General features: G+C 44.0%; 10 protein-coding genes and 1 pseudogene. 7 read left to right on the top strand and 4 right to left on the bottom strand.

Going from position 1 to position 22,000, the window contains the following annotated elements:
- The 5 genes from IPJ86_02140 to IPJ86_02120 all read left to right on the top strand — a co-directional run bounded on the left by IPJ86_02140 (position 1) and on the right by IPJ86_02120 (position 5,674).
- Entirely contained in the window at positions 1–1,398 is a 1,398-nt protein-coding gene (locus IPJ86_02140; protein MBK7886127.1) for a UDP-N-acetylmuramate--L-alanine ligase, read from the top strand.
- On the top strand, positions 1,395–2,207 hold the full coding sequence (locus tag IPJ86_02135; protein MBK7886126.1) for an FtsQ-type POTRA domain-containing protein: 813 nt from the start codon (positions 1,395–1,397) through the stop codon (positions 2,205–2,207). Before IPJ86_02140 ends, IPJ86_02135 begins: the two co-directional genes overlap by 4 nt.
- Before the next feature lie 3 nt (positions 2,208–2,210).
- On the top strand, positions 2,211–3,488 hold the full coding sequence (ftsA, locus tag IPJ86_02130) for a cell division protein FtsA (protein ID MBK7886125.1): 1,278 nt from the start codon (positions 2,211–2,213) through the stop codon (positions 3,486–3,488).
- Positions 3,489–3,564: 76 nt separating this feature from the next.
- Positions 3,565–5,211: a cell division protein FtsZ gene (gene ftsZ, locus IPJ86_02125; GenBank protein MBK7886124.1), complete on the top strand. Its 1,647-nt coding sequence runs from the start codon at positions 3,565–3,567 to the stop codon at positions 5,209–5,211.
- 13 nt (positions 5,212–5,224) lie between these two features.
- Positions 5,225–5,674 (top strand): GatB/YqeY domain-containing protein, encoded by a 450-nt coding sequence (locus IPJ86_02120; protein ID MBK7886123.1) that lies wholly within the window; start codon positions 5,225–5,227, stop codon positions 5,672–5,674.
- A 416-nt stretch (positions 5,675–6,090) separates the two neighbouring features.
- Here the strand turns inward: IPJ86_02120 and IPJ86_02115 are convergent, their stop codons facing one another.
- From IPJ86_02115 to IPJ86_02105, 3 genes are all read right to left on the bottom strand, one after another.
- Positions 6,091–7,635 (bottom strand): T9SS type A sorting domain-containing protein, encoded by a 1,545-nt coding sequence (locus IPJ86_02115; GenBank protein ID MBK7886122.1) that lies wholly within the window; start codon positions 7,633–7,635, stop codon positions 6,091–6,093.
- A 99-nt stretch (positions 7,636–7,734) separates the two neighbouring features.
- Positions 7,735–8,658 (bottom strand): T9SS type A sorting domain-containing protein, encoded by a 924-nt coding sequence (locus tag IPJ86_02110; protein MBK7886121.1) that lies wholly within the window; start codon positions 8,656–8,658, stop codon positions 7,735–7,737.
- A complete protein-coding gene (locus IPJ86_02105; GenBank protein ID MBK7886120.1) occupies positions 8,648–9,202 on the bottom strand; it encodes a hypothetical protein in 555 nt (184 codons plus the stop codon). Before IPJ86_02105 ends, IPJ86_02110 begins: the two co-directional genes overlap by 11 nt.
- A 465-nt stretch (positions 9,203–9,667) precedes the next feature.
- Between IPJ86_02105 and IPJ86_02100 the strand changes: the two genes are divergently transcribed.
- Positions 9,668–16,948, top strand: coding sequence for a tandem-95 repeat protein (locus IPJ86_02100; GenBank protein MBK7886119.1), 7,281 nt, complete (start codon positions 9,668–9,670; stop codon positions 16,946–16,948).
- 168 nt (positions 16,949–17,116) lie between these two features.
- Positions 17,117–19,551 (top strand): annotated as a pseudogene (locus tag IPJ86_02095) (phenylalanine--tRNA ligase subunit beta).
- Between the two features lie 21 nt (positions 19,552–19,572).
- Here the strand turns inward: IPJ86_02095 and IPJ86_02090 are convergent.
- Positions 19,573–21,909, bottom strand: coding sequence for a T9SS type A sorting domain-containing protein (locus IPJ86_02090; protein MBK7886118.1), 2,337 nt, complete (start codon positions 21,907–21,909; stop codon positions 19,573–19,575).
- Between the last annotated feature and the right edge of the window lie 91 nt (positions 21,910–22,000).

Here is a 22,000-nt window from a genome sequence, read left to right as displayed (position 1 = left end):
ATGAATCACCCGACAGGTAAGCCCATTACTCAAGTCTATTTCCTCGGTATCGGGGGAATTGGGATGAGTGCGCTTGCCCGTTATTTTCTCTCGTCCGGAATGAAGGTGGCCGGCTATGATCGTTCCTCAACGCCTTTAACGGATGAACTCCGGAAAGAAGGAATGGAGATTCATTTTGAAGATGCGATTGAAAATATTCCTTCTTCATTCAAAGCGTCCGCTCAGCGGGAACAAACACTCATCGTATTAACACCTGCCATCCCTGCACAGCATCACGAATTGAATTTCTTCCGTGAACAGGGCTATCAGATAGCAAAAAGATCACAGGTTTTAGGTCTTATCACCAACGATGTTAAAACGTTTGCAGTAGCAGGTACACATGGAAAGACTACCACCTCTTCCATCTTAACGCATATCCTCTATAAAGCTGAACGGAATTGCACCGCATTTTTAGGAGGGATAAGTACCAATTATAATTCCAATCTTTTATTGGGCGATGCCTCTAAACCAAATCATGAAATAGTGGTGGAGGCAGATGAATTCGACCGCTCCTTCCTGACTTTGTTTCCTTATGCCGCTATCATCACTTCTATGGATGCCGATCATCTGGATATTTATGGCAATGCGGAAGAGATGCAGCATACCTATCGTTTGTTTGCAGGACAGGTGAAAGCAGAAGGTTTCATCGTGCATAAATCTGGTCTTGATCTCGGGTCAACTCCTGCTAAAAAATATACCTATTCCATCAGGGATAAGCATGCCGATTATGTAGGCGCCAATATAAAAGTAGAACAAGGTCGTTATCGCTTTGATCTCGTGACACCGGGTTATGTGATTGAAGGTTTAACGTTAGGATTACCCGGTCGGCATAACATTGAAAATGCTGTTGCTGCCTGTGCCATCGCGTTGGAAGAAGGTGTCGATATGGTTTCATTGAAAGAGGCATTGGAAACTTACAGTGGTGTACAACGACGTTTCCAATATCATGTAGTAAAAAGTGATATCGTCTATATTGATGACTATGCACATCATCCTGAAGAACTGAGAGCCGCCATACTTTCTGCCCGCGAGTTATTTCCAACTCGTAAAATTACCGTGGCCTTCCAGCCGCATTTATTCTCCCGCACCCGTGATTTCATGGAGGGCTTTGCAGAAAGTCTGAGTCTGGCCGATGCATTGTATCTTCTCGACATCTATCCTGCAAGGGAGGAACCTATTCCCGGCATTGATTCGGATCTGCTGTTTTCGAAAATTGCTATTGACAATAAATACAGAGTATCTAAGGAAGAAGTCATTCAACGATTAAGAATTCAACGTCCGGAAGTGTTCATGACACTCGGTGCCGGCGATATCGATCAATTGATTCAACCCATTAAAACCCTCCTGGAACAAGCATGAAAACAAAAATCAACTTCAGGAAAATTTTGATTCTTACCGCATGGACCCTATCGGGAATTGGCATGATCACCCTACTCGGTTTTGTCAGTCATGAACAGGAAATCCTGAAATGCAGCGGGATCCTGGTGGAGATGAAGGGCGATCAGGGACATGAATTTATTGATAAGGAAGAGGTCCTTGCCTTGGTGAACAGTAAAGGAAAAATGGAGGGAAAACCCATCGGAACCATTAACACTGCACTGTTAGAAAAAAGAATTTTAAGCAACCCGTTCGTAGAAAGCGTAGAAGTATATTCATCGATTGGCGGAAAATTGCACATTGACCTCGTACAACGCAACCCGATTGTGAGAATAGTGAATAAAAACGACGAACAATTTTATATCGATCAGACAGGTACATTTATGCCTGTATCAGATCGTTACACCCCTCCGGCATTGGTGGCGAATGGGTATATTTTTAACACCTATACCGAGATGAAAGTCGGTATCAATACCACTCCCGAAGATACAACGTTGACGCAGATACCAAGATCAATTGAGCAGGTGTACGCACTCGCCGGCTTCATAGCGGCCGATACTTTCTGGGCGGCGAATGCAGAACAGATTTATGTGAATGAAAAACAGGAGCTGGAATTGATACCACGTTTTGGAAATCACCGGATCCTGATTGGCGATACAACAGGACTTAAAGATAAGTTTGAGCGACTGATGGTCTTTTATCAGGACGGGTTGAGCAAAACAGGATGGAATAATTATAACCTCATCAACCTGAAGTACAAGGGCCAGGTGGTATGTACAAAAATCAAATAGTAAATGGAACATTCAGGGATCATAGTAGGACTTGATATTGGCACAACGAAAATTGCCGTTATTGTGGGTCGCAGGAATGAACACGGAAAGGTGGAGATCATGGGCATGGGTCGCTCGGAATCACTGGGTGTGATGCGGGGTATGGTGGCGAACATTGAGAAAACGGTGGTGTCCATCAAGGAAGCTGTCGCTGAAGCGGAATCAAAATCCGGAGTGGAGATCAGTGATGTGCATGTAGGTATTGCCGGTCAGCATATCAAAAGTATGCAGCACCGTGGAATGATTACCCGCACCAGTACGCAGGATGAAATCGGTCGTAAGGATATTGATGCGATCATCAAGGATATGTACAAACTGGCGATGCCTCCCGGTGAAGAAATTATTCACGTGATTCCTCAGGAGTATATCGTCGACAATGAACAGGGCATCAAGGATCCGATTGGTATGTCGGGAATCAGACTCGAGGCCAATTGTCATATCATCACCGGATTGATTACTGCTGCAAATAATATTCAAAAATGCGTGACAAAGGCGGGACTGAAAACCGTTGATATTATTCTTGAACCACTGGCCTCTGCTGAAGCTGTGCTTACGGAAGAAGAAAAGGAAGCCGGTGTGGTATTGGTGGATATTGGTGGTGGTACTACTGATATTGCCATTTTTCAGGATGGAATTATACGACATACTGCTGTTATTCCGTTTGGAGGTAATGTGATCACGGAGGATATAAAGGAAGGTTGTTCAATCATTCGTAATCAGGCGGAGTTGCTGAAAACAAAATTCGGTTCGGCATTATCGAAGCAGATGAAGGAGAATGAAATTGTTTCTATTCCGGGATTGCGCGGACGTGAACCGAAAGAAATATCAGTAAAAAATCTGGCTTCTATCATCCAGGCGCGGATGGAAGAGATCGTGGAGAGCGTGTATTATGAAATCAAGAGTTCCGGTTTTGAGAAAAAACTGATCGCAGGTATCGTCATCACCGGCGGTGGTGCGCAGCTCAAACATATTACGCAATTGGTGGAGTATATAACGGGCATGGATACCCGCATTGGTTATCCGAATGAACACCTGGGAAAAGGAATGGACGAAGTAAAGAGTCCGATGTATGCTACCGGCGTAGGACTGGTGATAAAAGGCTTGCAGGAAGTGGAGAACGAACGCAGAAATCCATCCGCGATATCCTCTACAGAGCCTGCAAAAGATGTCCGCAAAAAAGGCTGGTGGACCTCCATCTTTAACACCGAAATTTTAGGCGACGACAAAGACGAAAAATTGTAAATCTAACAACCTGCTAATAATATAAAATACTAATCACATGGATCAGCACGAATTTCCAAATCAGAAAACACAATTGATACAATTTGACCTGCAGAAGGATCAGGTATCAATCATTAAAGTAATAGGCGTAGGCGGTGGAGGCAGTAATGCCGTAAATCATATGTTCCGTCAGGGCATTAAAGGCGTTGACTTCCTGGTATGCAATACCGATGCTCAGGCGCTCGAAGTGAGTCCGGTGCCCCTGAAGATTCAGTTGGGACCAAGTCTCACGAAAGGTCGTGGTGCGGGTGCAATTCCTGAAGTAGGAAAAAATGCCGCTATCGAAAACGAAAATGAAATCAGAGCGATTTTAGGCGATGGTACCCGTATGGTATTTATCACTGCGGGAATGGGTGGTGGTACCGGTACCGGCGCTGCTCCGATCATTGCAGGAATAGCCAAGGAGATGGGCGTGCTCACCGTGGGTATTGTTACTGTTCCCTTTGGTTTTGAAGGGCGCAAACGTCGCCAGCAAGCGGAGGCAGGAATTGAGGAGATGAAAAATAATGTGGATGCCCTGTTGATTATCTGCAATGATAAATTGCGTGAGATCCATGGTAATCTGCAGTTGAGTCGTGCCTTTGGTCATGCGGATGATGTATTGGCGGTGGCTGCAAAAAGCATCGCGGAGATTATCACCAATACCATGCACCTCAACGTTGACTTTGCGGATATAGAGACCGTTATGAAGAACAGTGGTGTGGCCATCATGGGTTCTGCTACTGCTGAAGGCGATAACAGAGCGGTGAGAGCGGCAGAGGGCGCGTTGGATTCTCCATTGTTGAATGACAATGTGATTGAAGGTGCCAATTATATTTTGCTGAGCATCACCAGCGGAAGCAGCGAAGCGACGATGGATGAAGTGGGTGAGATCAATGATTATATTCAGGAGCAAGCCGGACAAACAGCGGAGATTATCCTCGGCTTAGGACATGACCCGGGATTAGGCGATAAAGTTTCCGTGACCGTTATTGCCACCGGATTTAAAACCGGAGAGCAGAAGCAAGCCGAAGTGAGAAAGCCGGATGTGATCGTTTACAAACTGGAAGATACACCCGCTCCTGCACCGCAACCTGTTGCACCTGTAGAAAATGAAGTGCCGGCAAATGGTCCTGTCATGGAAGTAAATCCACTGGAGCCTGTGCTGATCATTCGCGAGATAGAGCATACAGAAATGACTGCAGATTTCGATAATCATATCGATGCCGATTATATGGATGCTACGATGAGTTCGGAGACCCGTTATATTGAATTTGATTTTCCCGAAGACACGATCGAGCCGATGATTAAGCATACATTGCCGGAGGTAACTACCAATACGCCTGTAGCAGATGCACGCAACAATGATTCGAATGTCATCAAGCATGATTTATACACCGACAACACAAGTCAGCCGCCGAATCAATCCAACTCTTCGCAGCAGATGACGCAGGAAGATGAAATGTATCAGCGTTCACGCGAGCGGATTTTCCGATTGAAGGAAATCAGTATGCGTTTGAATTCTCCCAGTGGTATCGCTGATATGGAGAAGGAGCCTGCCTACAAACGCCGCAATGTAAAATTCGACAATACACCGGCTTCCTCTGATTCCAGTGTTTCGCGCTATACCTTGTCGATGGATGAGTCGCAGAATAAACCCGAGTTGCGTCCCAATAATCCATTTCTGCACGATAGAGTAGATTAATAAAACCAAACCTATGAGCCTTGAACAATCAATAATGGCTGACCTGAAAGCGGCCATGCTGGCGAAGAATGAAGCGGGTTTGAGAGCTATTCGTGCCATCAAATCAGCCATTCTCTTAGCCAAGACAAGTGCTTCCGGCAAAGAATTGAGTCCGGAAGATGAAGTGAAGATGTTGCAGAAACTGGTGAAGCAACGGCAGGAATCGATCGAAATCTACAATGCGCAACAGCGTCCTGATTTAGCCGGACCGGAGATGGAAGAAGTGGAAATTATTTCGAAGTATCTTCCTAAGATGATGAGCGAAGAAGAAATCAGAGCCATTGTAAAAGCAGTCATCGCCCAAACAGGAGCCACATCACCTGCTGAAATGGGTAAGGTGATGGGTGCAACTACAAAGCAACTTGCCGGGAAGGCAGATAATAAAATCGTATCTAATGTAGTAAAGGAGTTACTCAGTCAGTAATGACAGGGCGCGACCTGTCATTAGTCCCAAGTTCTCATAATTCCCTGAACCCGGTCCCGTAAGATCGGGTTTGTTTGTTGGGGGAGATGGTTTTACAGAGCAAGAAAGAGTGCGAGGCAGGAGGGAAGTAATCGTCAAACCTCAATACTTAATTCAATAATTATAGTTTTGAATAGAATAATATTCTAATAATTAAAATCTTCTTTTTAAACGCAGCGACCGCCGCGGATCCGCCGCGAACGCAGCGTTTAAGTTTGGAATCGTTACTGCTCTGGAAGGTGTTTTAATCACTTTAATTTCCTTTATACCTGCTCTTAGTGTGGTTAAAGTAGAAAACCATTAAGGTAACCTGCTGAATTTAGATAAGTTAAAATTTCACCCGCGAATGTAGGTACAAGTTAAGAAAAACTCTCTCCTCAATACTTCACCCACTTCCATGTACCACTTTCTCCATCGCTTTCAATTCTTACCTGATAGATACCCGATGACCATGTTGAAGCCGGAATACTTTGCATGGTGGACCAGGGTGGTAATAGTTGCTGATGCATCAAGCGCCCCTGCATGTCAAAGATACTAAGCATTCCGTCTTTATTTTGAGGGAGCAAATACAAAATTTCAAAGCCCTGTTTTCCGGGGTTGGGCGATAACTTTACTTTAAAATCATGTCTGTTAAATTCATTCAATCCTGTTGTTATTAAACAAGGACAACCCAAGGTGGTATCGCAACCGAGATAGTAGTTGGGGTGGTAGACATTGCCTCTGGCAGAATAGCAAGGTAAATGAATGGCATGTTGTTGTATATCACAGTCTACTCCATCACTATCAGGATAATTGATGTAGTGCAAATCAATTACACTGCTGCCGGATGATATATAGATTTTTCCGTTTGCAGCAAGTGTCATTAGCCAAAAATCAGATTGTAGTGGAGGATATGGTGAATAATATCCATCATTGATAGCTACTGTATCCAAACTACCAGCTATGTTAGAAGTATTAACATTAAACTGGACAATTTTTCTAGTAGTGGAGACATACAGCTTTTTCGAATCAGGTGAAAAGCATAGCCCTAAACCCGGATTCGGATCAGTAAAGGTTAACTGATTACTATTTGAAAATAATCCAGTACAGCGATTAAAATCTGCAAGTCGGGTATAATAATCTACTGCTCCCCATGTGCCAAGGTAATAACTATACGCAAATTTTCTTCCATCATTAGAGAAATTCATTTGTCCAAGAAAATTAATAGGATGAGGTGTGAATCCCAGAGGATGTCCACTCAAGGTTGAAAAACCTGCTGAGGAAAGAGATGTAACATAGACGACGTCTGAGCTATCTTTCATTGTAACGATCCACCAGTCGCGACCATTGGCATGTCTACAAACGGCCATGCCCGGATTAAGTCCCATTAAATAAACAAGTTGATTCTTTTGTCCGGCTACTACACCTCCAAGTCCATTGTTGAGTGTTTTGTTGATTAGCGTATAATAGAGACCATTGGATTTATAGTTGGATGAACTTGTACCAGACTGATGTAATAAATAAACTAAATTGGTGTCAATTGGATGCGGGACAAATATTGCTGTATGTTGCATTGGAATACCTGTAATTGCATCACACCAATTAATAGAGAAACTATTTTGAAGTAATCCACCCCCATTGAACATAGTATCACCGGTGGCATCAGCAATCCAACAACCATTAGTAGACATTTTCAAATTTCCATATTCATCTGAAAATGTACTTTGTGCTGACAGGAAGGGCATTTTGAAATTTGCAGGGGTTAACAAATAGCTTGTGGAATCAAAGCGAATGTTAGCTTTTGTTGAGACTACATTGGTATCAAACAAAGCGCTATCATACCCCAATAGCCAATGAGCGTTCATCCCTTGCGAAAAGCTGTATTGAGATAAAGAGGTCAGTAGAAATAACAATGAAATACTACCTATTTTTAACTTTCTCATTTCCTCTCGCGTAAAATTTTCATTATACTTTACTTTTTCAGTTAGTCTTTAAATACATTCTGTTTTTAATCTAATATTGACCATTATAAATATCACCCCTCAATACTTCACCCACTTCCACATGCCACTTTCTCCTTCGCTTTCAATTTTTACCTGATAAATACCCGAAGCCCACGAAGAAGCCGGAATACTCTGCATGGTGGACCAGGGTGGTAATATTTGCTGATGTATTAACCGCCCCTGCATGTCAAAGATACTAAGCATTCCGTTTTTATTTTGAGGGAGCAAATACAAAATTTCAAATCCATATTTACCGGGGTTAGGCGATAACTTTACTTTATAATCATGTCTGTTAAATTCATTCAATACTGTTGTAATTAAACAGGGGCAACCCAAGGTAGTATCGCAACCGAGATAGTAGTTAGGGTGGTAAACGTTGCCTCTGGCAGAATAGCAAGGTAAATGAACAGCATGTTGTTGTACATCACAGGCCACTCCATTACTATCGGGGTAGTTGATGTAATGTAAATCGATAACACTACTACCGGAAGAAATATAAATTTTGCCGTTTGCAGCAAGTGTCATTATCCAAAAATCTGATTGGAGTGGTGGATATGGTGAAAAATATCCATCATTGATAGCTACTGTATCCAAGCTGGCAGCTATATTTGAGGTATCAATATTAAACTGGACAATTTTTCTAGTAGACGAGACATATAGCTTCTTGGAGTCAGGTGAAAAGCATAGCCCTAAACCCGGATTCGGATCAGTAAAGTTTAACTGAATACTATTTGAAAATAATCCTGTGCATCGATTAAAATCTGCAATTCGGGTATAATAATCTACTGCTCCCCAGATGCCCGTATAATAGCTGTACCCAAACTTTCTTCCATCAGGAGAAAAATTCATTTGTCCCAGTAAATAAATTGGTGCCGGTAAAAATCCCAGTGACTGACCAACAGGTGGACTAAACCCTGAAGGTGTAAGGGAAGTGACATATACAATATCAGAGCTATCTTTCATTGTGAGAATCCACCAATCCCGCCCATTTGCATGCCTGCACACGGCCATTCCGGGGTTGAGACCCATTGCAAAAAACTAATTGGTTTTTTTGGCCTGCAACAACTCCTCCAAGTCCACCATTCAGTGTTTTATTAATTAAAGTATAATAGAGACCGTTTGATTTAGAATTTGATGAACTTGTTCCAGACTGATGCATTAGATAGACTAAATTACTATCAATAGTATGAGGGAGAAAAATGGATGTGTGAGGAAATGGTATACCAGTAGTTGCATCACACCAATTAATGGAATAACTATTTTGAAGTAATCCACCCCCATTTAACATAGAATCACCGGTCGCATCTGCAATCCAACAACCGTTACTGACCATTAATAGGTTTCCGTTTTCATCAGAAAGTGTTCCTTGAGCAGCCCTGAAGGGCATTTTGAAATTGGAAGGAGTTAATAAATAGCTTGTAGAATCAAAGCGAATACTCGCTTTTGTTGAGACTACATTGGTATCGAACAAAGCAACATCATAACCTAAAAGCCAATGAGCATTCATTCCTTGTGAAAAGCTGTTTTGAGTACAACTATGTACCAACAAAAAAATCAATATTGATCTAACAGATAGATTATTCATTAATATTCTTATATCCCCTTCCAATGGTAAATATAGCTAGAAATATTTATTTTTTTCCTTGTATTGCTATTTATTTTAAGATCAAAAGTACATGTTGTGGAATTCAAATTGCTCCAGCTAGGGTTATTGACTTATTAAGCTTATCGAAAACCAAGCGAAAAGACCCTTAGGGCATAAATTATTTCAAAAGAATGTAACCTTCCTCTACTCCTAATAGTATAAGCAAAGTTGAAAAGTCTGCAATTTGTTTTCCTTTAAACGTATTTGCACGCCCTAAAAGCCGTTTTCAAGAGAATTTTAAGTCTGGTTTTCCCGTAACATACCTTACATTTTTTTCGTAAGAATTCATGTAAAAAAGTGTCCCACGACACCAAAACCTGTTAGAGCATGTTGCGAAGTGTAAATTTCTTTGGAGTGAAAGGATTGTTTCTGTTGCTGATGATCAGTATGGGTCATACGGCAATGGCGCAATCTCCCGTGGCAGGAATCGATGCCAATGATACTATAGTTTGTGTCGGAAATACGATTTCATTTACGGATGTTTCGGTCCCCGGTGGAGCTCCTATTGTTTCATGGAACTGGACTTTTGGTGATGGTAATTCTTCTTCTTCACAAAATCCATCACATGCCTATGCAGTGGGTGGAAATTATATAGTGACGTTGCTGGTGACAGATGGAAATGGCAATACGGCCACAGCTACGCAGGCGATATTTGTTCTCGTTGCTCAGGCGATAAATAATACGGTTCGGATTTGTTCTCCGCAAAGTTCTACAACGATCATGGCTATTGATCCCGCCATTACTGGAGTGAATGGCACATGGTTTACGGCTTCAGGTGCAGTGATTGCAAGTCCGGGAAATGATACGACGCTGGTTTCAAATTTAGTGAGTGGCACCTATCTTATTTTCTGGGTGGTGTCAGATGGGGTGTGTAGTGATGCGGATCAGGTGACGATTATTGTAGATCAGCCGGTAACGGTGAATGCAGGTCCCGATCAGCAAATTTGTTCTACACCGGGCACAGCAACGATGGCGGGTTCTGTTCCTGCTCCGGGTACCGGTCTCTGGTCAACTACAAGTGCTGCTATTATCGCGAATCCATCCAACCGCAATACCACAATCTCCGGATTAACTACTGCCGGCACCTATACTTTTGTATGGTCGGTAACGAATGGTTCATGTATCAATCGCGATACAATGAATATTGTGGTATCAAGTCCGGTGGCTGCTAATGCAGGAGCTGATCAGCAGATTTGTTCTTCGCCGGGTACCGCCACACTTGCAGCAACAAGTCCGGCTCCGGGAAGTGGCTTATGGACCACCACCGGTGCGGCTGTAATTACTAATCCTACAAGTACAGGAGCAACGGTGAGCGGTTTAACCACTGCAGGCACTTATACATTTATATGGACAGTGATCAACGGTGCCTGTGTTACAAGGGATACAATGCAGATAGTAGTAACGATACCTGTTAACGCAAATGCCGGAAATAATATTCAGGTGTGTACCGCTACCGGTCAGGGGACATTGAATGGAAATAACCCTGCTCCCGGTACCGGTGTATGGACAGCATTAAATGGTGGTGTGATTACGTCGCCGAACAGTAGTACCACAACAGTTACAGGATTATCCTCTGCGGGCTTTTATAATTTCGTCTGGACGATCACGAATGGTCCTTGTATCACCCGCGATACGATGGTGATCATTGTTCGTGCACCGGTGATTGCAAATGCCGGTCCTGACCAGCAATTATGTAATGCAACAACCGCAACGCTTACCGGAAATAGTGCCGCGCCCGGTGTGGGTCTATGGACAACAACAGGTGCTGCGATCATTGCTACTCCTTCCTCTGCCTCCACTACGGTCAGCGGATTGTTGAGTGGGGTGAATACCTTTATCTATACTACTACCTACGGTGCTTGCGTGAGTCGTGATACCGTTATTATACGAATTGATTCGTTGATTACTGCCAATGCGGGTCCCGATATTACTATTTGCGAATCACAATCTACTGTTACCATGGCGGCGAATTCGGCGGCTCCGGGAAGCGGACTTTGGACGAAACTCAATGGAGGTACGATTACCACTCCATCGAGTCCTGTCACGACTATTACCGGATTGATTCCGGGTAATCATGTTTTCATCTGGACCATCACCAACGGAAGTTGTGTCAGCAGAGATACCATGCGCATTACCGTTAGTGTGCAAATCCCTTCCAACGCCGGACTCGATCAGCAAATTTGTCAGGGTGCAACGGCCAGTCTTTCAGGAAATAATCCTATTCCGGCCACCGGACTCTGGACGACCACCTCTTCCGCTATCATCAATACCCCTGCGAGTCCATCTACCACGGTTGGCGGACTCACTAACGCCGGTGTATATGTGTTTGTTTGGACAGTAACGAATGGCGCTTGCGTGCTCCGGGATACCGCCCGCATTACAGTCGATTCATCCATCATTGCTACTGCCGGCCCCGATCAGAATTTATGTAATGTATTTACCGCTACTCTCGCAGGAAATACAGCCGCGCCGGGTACAGGTGTCTGGACCACCACGAGTACAGCCACTATTTCAAATCCTGCACTCGCTACGAGCGGGGTCACCAATCTTGCCTTTGGAAATAATCAATTTATATGGACCATTACCAATGGAAATTGTGTGAGCAGAGATACCATTACAATCAGAGTAGATTCTATCGTGACGGCCAATGCAGGTCCGGATCAGAATATTTGTTCTTCTACCGGTACTGCGATCATGGCAGCGAATACTCCTGCATCGGGCTCCGGTTTATGGACCACGACTTCTACTGCAACCATTGCTAACGCATCCAGCCCAACAACGGGAATCAGCGGAATGAGTACAGCCGGCACCTATGTATTTGTCTGGACCATTACCAACGGTACCTGCATCAACCGCGATACGATTCGTATTACTGTAGCTGCTGCGATCCCTGCCAATGCCGGTCCTGATCAGCAACTTTGTAATGTAACCACTGCTACTTTAGCGGGAAATGCTGCGGCCCCCGGTTCAGGAGTATGGACGAGCACTTCTTCTGCTACCATTACAGCACCGGCTAATCCTTTATCTACCCTCACCGGATTAAGTGCAGGCGTTCATACTTTCGTCTGGACGATTGTTAATGGAGCATGTACTTCTTCCGACACGATACGCATTACCATCGATTCATTAATTCCTGCCAATGCCGGTCCCGATCAGCAAATTTGCGCAGGAAGTACAGTAACTTTATCGGCCAATACACCTTCAGCCGGATCCGGAGTATGGACGGCACTTTCAGGAGGAAGTATTAATACGCCGGGTTCGGCTAGTACTACCGTTAGTGGATTATCGATTGCCGGTAATTATTCGTTTGTATGGACCGTCACGAATGGTGCCTGCGTCAGTCGTGATACTGTGGTGATCACCATAAACGCCGTTGTCATCGCCAATGCAGGCAGTGATCAGCAATTGTGTAATGTCACCATTGCCACTTTAAATGGAAACAATCCGGCTCCGGGAACAGGGCTTTGGTCCACAACTTCATCTGCCAGCATCACCGCTCCTTCAAATCCTGCTACCGGTATCACCGGACTAACGGCAGGGATATACTCTTTTGTATGGACCATCACCAACGGTTCTTGTATTACCAGTGACACAGTTGTTATTATTGTAGATACACTCATCACTTCCAATGCAGGACCCGATCAGCAGGTATGTGAAGGAAGTAACGTTGTGCTCGCTGCAAATACTCCTTCCTCAGGAAGCGGAAACTGGACAGCACTCAACGGAGGAACTCTGGCCAATGCCGGTGCTTCCAACTCCGCGGTTTCAGGTCTAACTGTTGCCGGGAATTATTCCTTCGTATGGACCATCACCAATGGTTCCTGCATTTCTTCGGATACAGTTATCATCCAGGTTGATCTGCAAGTGGTCGCCAATGCAGGGACTGATCAGCAACTTTGCGGAGTAACGGCTACGAATTTATCAGCAAATGCTGCTTTGCCGGGCGCGGGTAGCTGGACTACTTCTTCGACAGCAACAATAACCAATGCTTCAGATGAAAATTCAGCAGTCACCGGATTGACGAACGGCATGTATGATTTTATCTGGACGATCACCAATGGAACATGTACAAGTGATGATACAGTGACAATTTATATTGACTCATTAGAAATTGCCAATGCAGGAGCTGATCAGCAGATTTGTTCAGGCAGTATTGTGACGATGTCGGCGAATGCTCCTGCTGCAGGTATAGGTCTTTGGACAGATCTGAACGGAGGAATCATCGCAGATCCTACTTCATCCTTTACCACCATCTCCGGACTTACTGTTTCCGGCACCTATAGTTTTGTATGGACCATCATCAATGGAACATGTATAAGTACGGACACGATTACAATTACCGTTGATTCGCTGATTCCCGCCAATGCAGGAACGGATCAAACTCTTTGTGAAACGCAAACTTCAACCAATCTCGCAGCGATCGCCCCATCTTCCGGAACAGGAACCTGGACAACAACGAGCGGGGCAAGTATTGATAATAGCAATGACCCTAATTCTCTGGTAAGCGGATTAACACCGGGCACTTATGATTTTATATGGACAATTGTAAACGGTTTATGCACATCTTCGGATACGGTAAGCGTTATAGTCTCTCCGCTTCCTACAGCCGCGAATGCAGGATCCGATCAAACTGCCTGTGCCAATTCATCCTTAACTTTAAACGGAAACATTCCATTGACAGGAACAGGTACCTGGACTTCATTAGGAGCAGCTATAGTCGATAGTCCTGCGAGTGAAAGTTCTACGGTGAGTAATCTGATTACAGGTGCCAATGATTTTGTCTGGACCATTTCAAATGGTGCCTGCAGCAGCAGTGATACCGTTTCGTTCGCGATTTTCCCATTGCCTGTTGCCGACGCCGGTATAGATCAATTTGTGCTGAGTGGAACAAATGTCATTCTCGGAGGAACGCTCGCAGCCACCGGAGGAACCGGCTCATATACGTATCAGTGGGTGCCCGGCATTTTATTAAATGACAGTACGATTTCAAATCCAACTGTAACAGTAAATGTCACTTCCGTCTTTACCCTGATTGTAATGGATAGTCTGGGTTGCAGCGATACTTCCTTCGTTACCATTTGGGTCAATAATCCACCCAATGCAGTAGAGGATACCATCACCACGGTAGAAGATAGTGTATTTACAATTGAAGTGCTACTCAATGATTCAGATCCTGATAATAATATTGATTCTTCTTCAGTAACCGTACTGCAAGGACCGTTTAACGGGACCATAGTTGTTTTACCGGGAGGACAAATTGTGTATACTCCATCGCCTGATTTCTATGGAGTAGATTCCATCTTCTATACAGTTTGCGATAGCGGCATGCCGGTTTATTGCGATAGCGCATGGATTTATATTACCGTTACCCCTGTGAACGATCCGCCGCTGGCTGTTGATGATTTCGGAACTACACCGGAGGATAGTTGTATTCAAATTGCTATTCTGCTGAATGATTCGGATATTGAAAATATGCTCAACGGGAGTACGCTTGTCATTGTGGGTGGACCATCCAATGGAACATTTACACTCGATACCCTCAATGGAATTTTGACCTATTGTCCGGATTCTAATTTTACAGGAATAGATACCCTCATTTATGCCATTTGCGATTCAGGATTTCCGCAGCCCATATTGTGCGATACAGCACTTGTGATTATTACAGTCACGCCGGATAATGATCCGCCTGTCGCTGTCAATGATTCAATCATTGCTTGTTCGGGAGATGCAGTCATCATCGCAGTGCTCTCAAATGATTTTGATCCGGAAGGAGATACGTTGAGTTTGTCCGTTCTTACTCCTCCCGTAAATGGTGGAACTTTCATCACCCCGACACACGAAATTATTTATACCTCTACATCCGGTACGGTAGGATGGGATAGTTTGCAGTATGTTATTTGTGATCAGCAGACACCAGCAGGGTGTGATACCGCATGGGTATACATCTATGTTCATCCTTTGCCACAGGCTACTTCAGTTGTTACCGATATATTGTGTGCAGGAGATAGTACAGGTGCCATCGACGTAACAACAATTTCCGGTGGAAATATAATTTATTCATGGTCCAACGGGTCTACAGATGAAGATATTGACAGCCTTCCGGCAGGAGAATATACCTTGTCGATCATGGATACTAACGGTTGCGTATTAGTGCTAACGGATACAGTATTCGGTCCGGCTTCACCGCTCATTGCCTTTATCTCCTCGCAAAATGTTTTATGCTATAATGACACCAACGGATTTATTGATCTGCAGGTGAGTGGCGGTACATTGCCGTATACTTTCTCCTGGGACAATGGAAGCACCGATGAAGACATTGATTCGCTTCTTGCCGGAACATATAGTGTGGTCGTTACCGATTCCAATGGATGTCAGGTCAACGGATCTGCTACCATCACAGCGCCGGTTCTTCCACTTTCGGGAGCAATAACTTCTCAGGACATCAGCTGTGGCGGAGATAGTACAGGCACCATCTCAGTAGCTGCAGGTGGAGGTACACCGGGTTATACATTCAGCTGGAGTAACGGAAGTACATCAACCCTCTTAACAAATCTTCAAGCCGGAATTTATACGGTGACGATTTCTGATACCAATAATTGTCAGCTGGTACTCTCCGATACCTTATTCGATCTTTCTACACCTATATTGGTTTCCGCCACTGTCACTCAACCGGAATGTCTGAACGGAATTCAGGGGTCAATTCAAGTAGTAGCTAACGGTGGTGCAGGTCCGCTAACGTATAGCTGGAATACAACAGATACCACCGCTTCACTGGATAGTTTGAGTAGTGGCATGTACGTGCTGACCGTGACGGATTCAACAGGCTGTAATCTGACCGTGCAGTACGATCTTCAGGATAGTTCAGCGGTGATCATTGCAATAGCAGGCGCTTCCGATTTTTGTCAGGGTGATAGCGCTGTATTAAGTGTGATAAATTATCCGGGTTTCACCTACCAGTGGTTACAGGATGGAAACCTATTGACTTCAGATACTACTCATCAGTTGACGGTGACTGCTAGTGGCGCCTATGAAATAATTGTAACATCCGCTTGTGGAGTTTATACAGATGGTCCGTTGAATATCACAGTGAATCCGTTGCCGTTGATTACTGCCGGAAACGATGCCTTTATTACCTGTGATTCGCTCTTAACATTAAGTGCAGTAGGTGGTCTCAGTTATAGTTGGACACCGGCGGCACAATGTGTCACTCCGGATCAGGCAATTACTGCAGTCTCTGCCTTTGTAAATACTGCCTTTGTGGTGACAGGAACAGATGCGCTGGGTTGCAGTGCTACTGATACGGTACTGGTCACGGTAACTTGTGATACGCTCACTATACCCAATGGATTTTCACCCAATGGTGATAATTTTAATGATTACTTTGTCATCACTAATCTGGAGAGATATCCGAATGCGAATCTTAAAATATTCAACCGATGGGGACTTCTGGTTTTCGAAATGGACAGGTATGACAATACATGGAACGGACTTTCCAATTCGGATCTCATTCGCTTAGGGGAAGAATTACCGGACGGAACGTATTACTATGTGCTGGATCTCAAAAACGATGAAAAACCTTTAAACGGGTTTGTTGTTCTTCGTCGATAATCTTTAAATATTCAGGTTTACCCCGTGGACTCTAGTGGTTTGCGGGGTTTTTATTTGAGGGAAGTCTTTCAGGAGAAAGCTAGTAGGGCACTTGAGCGACAATCTTAAAGCGACGTTTTTATCTCCCCAAGCAGTTTATTACCTTTGCCAGCAAATTCGAATTTCAAAATGAAGATTTCATATAACTGGTTGAAGCAATTTGTGGAGATGCCTTATCCTCCTGAAGAATTATCGAAGGCATTGACAGATTGCGGTCTGGAAGTAGAGCAGTTGTTGCCCTGGCAGAGTGTGCAGGGTGGTTTACAGGGTTTGGTGATTGGAAAAGTGTTGACTTGTGAACGGCATCCGAATGCTGACCGTCTTAGTGTGACGACTGTGGAAACAGGAGATGGAATTCCGAAGCAGATTGTTTGTGGAGCACCCAATGTTGCTGCCGGACAGACAGTGGTTGTTGCCTTGCCAGGTGCGAAGTTGTTTCCGTCAGCAGGAGAACCATTTGAAATTAAGAAGTCGAAAATCAGAGGGGAAGCTTCGGAAGGGATGATTTGTGCAGAGGATGAAATTGGTTTAGGGCAATCGCATGCCGGAATTATGATTTTGCCGGATACTATTCCGGCCGGAACTGCTGCATCGGATTATTTTAAAGTGGAGAATGATTGGATTTATGAAATCGGATTGACGCCCAACAGAGCGGATGCTGCTTCTCATTTGGGCGTTGCCCGCGATATCAGAACATTGATTGGAAGAAATAAAGAAGTGGATTTAAAACTGCCTGATGTTTCGGAATTTAAAGAAGAAGCCGGCAATTCTATTCACGTCGAAATAAAAAACAACGAAGCTTGTCAGCGATATTCGGGAGTGGAGATTACTGGAATTAAAGTAGGCCCCTCGCCGGAATGGTTGCAGCATCGCTTGAAAAGTATTGGTCTTCGTCCCATCAATAATATTGTAGATGTCACGAATTATGTGATGCACGATCTGGGTCAACCACTTCATGCTTTTGATGCAGAAAAAATAAAAGGAAAGAAAATTAATGTGGGCGAACTGCCTGCCGGTACGAAGTTTAAAACACTCGATGAAGCAGAGCGTACCTTGCAAGGTCAGGAACTGATGATTGCAGATGAAGAAGGTCCATTATGTATTGCGGGTGTTTTTGGTGGAATGGATTCCGGAGTCAGTGCGGAGACCACTTCTATTTTTCTGGAGAGTGCCTGTTTTCATCCTGTGTTTGTGAGAAAGTCGGCGCGGCAACATGGATTGCATACCGATTCCTCCTTTCGTTTTGAGCGGGGAACCGATCCCGATATGACGGTAATTGCATTGAAGAAAGCAGCAATGATGATAACTGAAGTTGCCGGTGGAAGGGTGAGCAGTAAGATAATGGATATCTATCCGGTGAAAATTCCTTTTAAGCAAATTGAATTATCTCTGGATTATCTTCATAATATTATCGGTGCAGAAATTCCGGCAGTAGAAGTCAAGAATATTTTAGTACATCTGGGCATAGAAATAGTGAAAGAGGAGGGAAGAATCCTCTCTGTAGCTGTTCCTCCTTTTAAAGTGGATGTAACACGTCCTGCAGATCTGGCAGAAGAAGTTTTGAGAATTTACGGCTATAACAATATCGGATTACCGAAAAAAGTATCCATCACGCCGGGCAAACGTGTAGTTCCTGATCCTGAAGAGATCATCGAACGGTCCGGTGCGTTTTTAGTTGCGCAGGGTTTTCGGGAGATCCTCACCAATAGTCTGACAAGCTTATCTCACCTGAATATTGTCCCCATGCACGAGGGTGTAGAGTCGGTGCAGGTGTTGAATCCCTCTCAAATGATCTGGCATTGCTTCGACATAAGATGCTCCTCACCGGACTGGAGACCATCGCCTATAATATTAACCGCCGGCAAAAAGATCTTCGCTTTTTCGAGTATGGAAAAACGTATTGCAAGGCAAAGGACAAGTACATCGAGACCACTCATCTCAGCTTATGGCTTACCGGTGCATCTACCCCTGAACATTGGAAGGTAAAGCAGGGCGAATTTGATATCTATCACCTGAAAGCGATTTTGGAACAACTCTTTGTTCAGGCGAATGTGGAGATGAAAGGGCAGTTCACGCTTAAAGCAGAAGCAGAAGATAGTTTAGACAATGCCGTTTCTTATTATCTGGGAAAATCACTCCTTGCAAAAGCCGGTAGTGTGAAACGAAGTATTTTGAAAGCGATGGATATTTCACAACCGGTTTGGTATGCCGATATCGATTTTGAAGCCCTCATGCGTGTGCTGAGCAAGAAGGATAAGGAAGTGGCCGGACCTCCTAAATTTCCGGAAGTCCGCAGGGATCTTTCCATGTTATTAGCCAGAGAAGTGCAGTACAGTGAGTTGGAAAAACTAGCCTTCTCTACGGAGCCTCGCCTCTTGCAGCAAGTCAACCTTTTTGATGTGTATGAAGGGGATAAAATTGAACAGAGCAAGAAGTCCTATGCACTTAGTTTTATTCTGCGTGATGAAGAAGCCACACTGCAGGATAAACAGATTGATGCCGTCATGGATAAATTGATGAAACAATTCGAATTGAAATTGGGAGCGGTCATCCGGAAAGTCTGAGGTCAATACCGTACCTGCCGCTTATTTAATGATGAGCTTGATGGTTTGTGAGGTTGAATTGGAGACAAAGCGCGCCATATAGCAACCGGGAGCAGTTCTTATTTTGTTTTCAATCAGATCAATAACAAAACCATTTTCATCCGTTTCCCATGTCTGTCTGGAGATGATTCTCCCTCTGAGATCAGTAATGGTAAGTTCCAGAGGACCATTCAAGCCTTCTCCGCGGATCACCTGCAAGTGACCGTCTCCCGGATTGGGAAAAATATCAACATGGAAGTTGCTCTTGCCTCTTTTCGGTAAGGCAATTACGTTAGAAAGCTCCATCGTGCCATCATAATCGGTTTGAAGCAATCGGTAGTAAAGCAGAATATCATCTGTATTCTCATCCTTGTACGAATAGGAACTAACGGTATTGGTTGTACCCATGCCGCTCACTCGACCCCGCTTCTCGAAAAGAATTCCGTCCCGGCTGCGTTCAATATCAAAGTAGTCATTGTTTTTCTCGTTTAATGTAAACCAGTTGAGCAACACCTTGTTTTCTTCACGGGCTCCTGTAAAGTTTACCAATGATACCGGTAGAGGTGAGGTGACCTGAATATAATACCAGGCCGTGTCGCATAGCGGATAGTTGTCACAAGTAATGTATTGAATACTATCCGTGCCTGTGAAGGATGATGAAATGGTATAACGGATACTATCTCCATTTATAATTGTTGCTGTGCCCGAAAATGGACCTGCAATGATAGTCGATGTATTAAATGGTCCTCCATCTTCATCGGAATCGTTGAAGCGTACATTGTAATCCTGATAGACAGGAGCGGTAAAGTGCAACGTGTCATTAATAGCCACCGGACGACTTACACCGAATAAGTTTAATTGTGCAGAGTTGTTGTTGCGAATATATTCGAGTGATGTGGTAGAAATATTTGAAGTGTACGTGATGTTTCCTAATTGATTAATTATCGTGGTTAAAATCAAGGTATCCGTTTGATTTTTCTGCAAGGAATCCAATACCCACTTCCCGGTACCTGGATGAAAAGTTCCTCGTGATGCGGAAGAGGTGGAATACAATAGTCCGACGGGCAAAGGCGCATCAATGGTAATAGACTTTGCACGACCGGGACCTGTGTTATGAATAACAATATATATGTTGAAAGGTTCATTTTTAACTGCAAACCCAGCCTGAGGAGACATGTTGATGGCAACATCTGTTTTAAAATCTATACCTTCAATCGAATCACTGGCAGGAATAAAAATGGAATTCAAGAAAATTCTTCTGCCATTAATTTTATTCGCGTCGTTGATGGTTCCTGTTGGAGCTGTCCAGTAATAATGATCATGACCAGCGATATAGAATAAGTTCCCTCCCGCAAATGTATTATTTCGCAACTTCATACCGGCCATCGTGGTAACTTGTGCACCGGCGGATCCATGCATGATTTTATAGGTGTTCGAACGAAAAGTACTTCCGGATTTTTCTTTCCAGAATTTACACTCTCCGTTGGGTGTCGCAATAGTACCCTGAAACTGCGCAGCAGGCATATCGTGATGCGGGAAAGTGGGAGCTGCCCAACCGGTCAGCATGGAATCGATACCACCGGTTGTCATCGTCTTCGTAGCATTTTCCATTGTTTTTAAGGCGACACAATTCATCACTAGATTCGCTCCCCTTTCAATAGAGTATCTTAAAATAGGGTTGATTCGTGCAGTGTCATAACTGTCCCAATGCGATTCGGATAATAAGGACCAATTACCTCCGGGATTAAATAGAGTACCGGCCGGAGTTTGCAAACGATATGAATTCGGACTGAATCCCGCTTCATTCAGCATCTGAACAGCAATGGTATCATAGCCGGAAGAGTTTAGAAGTAGAATGCGAGGCTTATGTGTTAATGTATAGCGGATATCGACAGTCGCATCAGCATCCATTCTATATACATAAACATTATTTCCAAATGAAGTTATTACCGGCCATGCACTGCTTACCCAGGCGCTGTCTACAATGAATGCACTGCTTCTGAAAGATATATTTCCCATTGATAAGGTATCCGGAAATATTCTGGTTGCTGTAGTCGTGAAGTCTATCGATCCTGCAGCGGTTCTGGTTTTGCCGGCTTTTATCGCCCATTTTACGGGAATTTCATTTTGAAGTAATTCATTCACTAAGCCATACGCTTTCATGTTAAAATAGCCGGGATGTTTTTGATAGTTGGTGTCCATAGCAATGATATATGAACCACTTTTGATAAGTTGATTGTTCGCCACCGGGCCGGGCAAATCATTTTGAGCCATCGACGGAAGCGTTGCCAGGGTCGCCAGTAGACAAAGGAGAAAGAATTTTCCCGGGAAATAATGCATGGTGGTTTGAATTAAGTTGAATGAGTTTTTACGTGAAATTTGCACAGAAGGTTTCCCGGAATCAGGAATAGAAAAATGAATTTTGTTTTCG

Source organism: Bacteroidota bacterium (assembly GCA_016713925.1).
Taxonomy (GTDB): Bacteria; Bacteroidota; Bacteroidia; order AKYH767-A; family OLB10; genus JAJTFW01.
Note: the sequence above shows the minus strand (reverse complement) of the source record. Positions and strands in the feature narration are given on the sequence as shown.

Excerpts from the sequence above, each read along its gene's own strand:
- IPJ86_02140 (MBK7886127.1), top strand. The coding sequence starts at position 1 with ATGAATCACCCGACAGGTAAGCCCATTACTCAAGTCTATTTCCTCGGT.
- IPJ86_02135 (MBK7886126.1), top strand. The coding sequence starts at position 1,395 with ATGAAAACAAAAATCAACTTCAGGAAAATTTTGATTCTTACCGCATGG.
- ftsA (MBK7886125.1), top strand. The coding sequence starts at position 2,211 with ATGGAACATTCAGGGATCATAGTAGGACTTGATATTGGCACAACGAAA.
- IPJ86_02120 (MBK7886123.1), top strand. The coding sequence starts at position 5,225 with ATGAGCCTTGAACAATCAATAATGGCTGACCTGAAAGCGGCCATGCTG.
- IPJ86_02115 (MBK7886122.1), bottom strand. The coding sequence starts at position 7,635 with ATGAGAAAGTTAAAAATAGGTAGTATTTCATTGTTATTTCTACTGACC.
- IPJ86_02110 (MBK7886121.1), bottom strand. The coding sequence starts at position 8,658 with ATGAAAGATAGCTCTGATATTGTATATGTCACTTCCCTTACACCTTCA.
- IPJ86_02105 (MBK7886120.1), bottom strand. The coding sequence starts at position 9,202 with ATGAATGCTCATTGGCTTTTAGGTTATGATGTTGCTTTGTTCGATACC.
- IPJ86_02100 (MBK7886119.1), top strand. The coding sequence starts at position 9,668 with ATGTTGCGAAGTGTAAATTTCTTTGGAGTGAAAGGATTGTTTCTGTTG.
- IPJ86_02090 (MBK7886118.1), bottom strand. The coding sequence starts at position 21,909 with ATGCATTATTTCCCGGGAAAATTCTTTCTCCTTTGTCTACTGGCGACC.